Genomic DNA, 2,854 nt, shown 5'->3' with positions numbered 1-2,854 from the left:
CCTCGGTATTCTCTACCTGACCACCTGAGTCGGTTTAGGGTACGGGCCGCCATGAAACTCGCTAGAGGCTTTTCTCGACAGCATAGGATCATCCACTTCACCACAATCGGCTCGGCATCAGGTCTCAGCCACATGTACGACGGATTTACCTATCGCACGGCCTACACCCTTACCCCGGGACAACCACCGCCCGGGATGGACTACCTTCCTGCGTCACCCCATCACTCACCTACTGCAAGTCTGGTTCGGCGGCTCCACCACTTTCCTTTCCCCGAAGGGTCCGGAACGGCTTCACGGCCTTAGCATCGCCTGGTTCGATGTTTGACGCTTCACAGCGGGTACCGGAATATCAACCGGTTATCCATCGACTACGCCTGTCGGCCTCGCCTTAGGTCCCGACTTACCCTGGGCAGATCAGCTTGACCCAGGAACCCTTAGTCAATCGGCGCAAACGTTTCTCACGTTTGTATCGCTACTCATGCCTGCATTCTCACTCGTGAACCGTCCACAACTCGCTTCCGCGGCTGCTTCACCCGGCACACGACGCTCCCCTACCCATCACAGCCGGCGTTGGCCGTATTGCTGCAATGACACGACTTCGGCGGTACGCTTGAGCCCCGCTACATTGTCGGCGCGGAATCACTAGACCAGTGAGCTATTACGCACTCTTTCAAGGGTGGCTGCTTCTAAGCCAACCTCCTGGTTGTCTGTGCGACTCCACATCCTTTCCCACTTAGCGTACGCTTAGGGGCCTTAGTCGATGCTCTGGGCTGTTTCCCTCTCGACCATGGAGCTTATCCCCCACAGTCTCACTGCCGTGCTCTCACTTACCGGCATTCGGAGTTTGGCTAAGGTCAGTAACCCGGTAGGGCCCATCGCCTATCCAGTGCTCTACCTCCGGCAAGAAACACACGACGCTGCACCTAAATGCATTTCGGGGAGAACCAGCTATCACGGAGTTTGATTGGCCTTTCACCCCTAACCACAGGTCATCCCCCAGGTTTTCAACCCTGGTGGGTTCGGTCCTCCACGAAGTCTTACCTCCGCTTCAACCTGCCCATGGCTAGATCACTCCGCTTCGGGTCTTGAGCGTGCTACTGAAACGCCCTGTTCGGACTCGCTTTCGCTACGGCTTCCCCACTCGGGTTAACCTCGCAACACACCGCAAACTCGCAGGCTCATTCTTCAAAAGGCACGCAGTCACGAGACACCAAGCAAGCTTGATGTCCGACGCTCCCACGGCTTGTAGGCACACGGTTTCAGGTACTATTTCACTCCGCTCCCGCGGTACTTTTCACCATTCCCTCACGGTACTATCCGCTATCGGTCACCAGGGAATATTTAGGCTTAGCGGGTGGTCCCGCCAGATTCACACGGGATTTCTCGGGCCCCGTGCTACTTGGGTGTCTCTCAAACGAGCCGCTAATGTTTCGACTACGGGGGTCTTACCCTCTACGCCGGACCTTTCGCATGTCCTTCGCCTACATCAACGGTTTCTGACTCGCCCCACGGCCGGCAGACCGTGGAAGAGAGATCCCACAACCCCGCACACGCAACCCCTGCCGGGTCTCACACGTATACGGTTTAGCCTCATCCGGTTTCGCTCGCCACTACTCCCGGAATCACGGTTGTTTTCTCTTCCTGCGGGTACTGAGATGTTTCACTTCCCCGCGTTCCCTCCACACTGCCTATGTGTTCAGCAGCGGGTGACAGCCCATGACGACTGCCGGGTTTCCCCATTCGGAAACCCCCGGATCAAAGCCTGGTTGACGGCTCCCCGGGGACTATCGTGGCCTCCCACGTCCTTCATCGGTTCCTGGTGCCAAGGCATCCACCGTGCGCCCTTAAAAACTTGGCCACAGATGCTCGCGTCCACTGTGCAGTTCTCAAACAACGACCAACCACCCATCACCCCGAGCCAGTAGCTCGAGTGCACTGGGGCCGGCACTGAAGGCGACCTCACGGCCGTACCCTCAGACACCCAACAGCGTGCCCGACACTCTTGCCTTCTCTCTCACATTCCACGCCGAAGCAGTACTAGCGAGAAGATCAGGTCAAGTGTGCCGAATAGTCAACGTTCCACCCATGAGCAACCAGCATCAGACATTCGCCGATGTACTGGCCTCTGACCTCGCCCCGAAGGACTCGGTAAGAAGTGCTCCTTAGAAAGGAGGTGATCCAGCCGCACCTTCCGGTACGGCTACCTTGTTACGACTTCGTCCCAATCGCCAGTCCCACCTTCGACAGCTCCCTCCCACAAGGGGTTGGGCCACCGGCTTCGGGTGTTACCGACTTTCGTGACGTGACGGGCGGTGTGTACAAGGCCCGGGAACGTATTCACCGCAGCAATGCTGATCTGCGATTACTAGCGACTCCGACTTCATGGGGTCGAGTTGCAGACCCCAATCCGAACTGAGACCGGCTTTTTGAGATTCGCTCCACCTCGCGGTATCGCAGCTCATTGTACCGGCCATTGTAGCACGTGTGCAGCCCAAGACATAAGGGGCATGATGACTTGACGTCGTCCCCACCTTCCTCCGAGTTGACCCCGGCGGTCTCCCGTGAGTCCCCAACACCCCGAAGGGCTTGCTGGCAACACGGGACAAGGGTTGCGCTCGTTGCGGGACTTAACCCAACATCTCACGACACGAGCTGACGACAGCCATGCACCACCTGTACACCGACCACAAGGGGGGCACCATCTCTGATGCTTTCCGGTGTATGTCAAGCCTTGGTAAGGTTCTTCGCGTTGCGTCGAATTAAGCCACATGCTCCGCCGCTTGTGCGGGCCCCCGTCAATTCCTTTGAGTTTTAGCCTTGCGGCCGTACTCCCCAGGCGGGGCACTTAATGCGT

2 rRNA genes are annotated in these 2,854 nt (G+C 57.8%); both read right to left on the bottom strand.

The features are described from left to right. A 23S ribosomal RNA gene (locus ABEA26_RS35615) occupies window positions 1-1,858 on the bottom strand; the annotation flags it as partial. A gap of 308 nt (window positions 1,859-2,166) precedes the next feature. Beyond that, window positions 2,167-2,854 (bottom strand): 16S ribosomal RNA (locus ABEA26_RS35610); the annotation flags it as partial.

Source organism: Streptomyces marokkonensis (assembly GCF_039539045.1).
In the GTDB taxonomy this organism is placed as follows: Bacteria; Actinomycetota; Actinomycetes; order Streptomycetales; family Streptomycetaceae; genus Streptomyces; species Streptomyces marokkonensis.
This window is presented reverse-complemented; position numbering and strand designations above follow the sequence as displayed.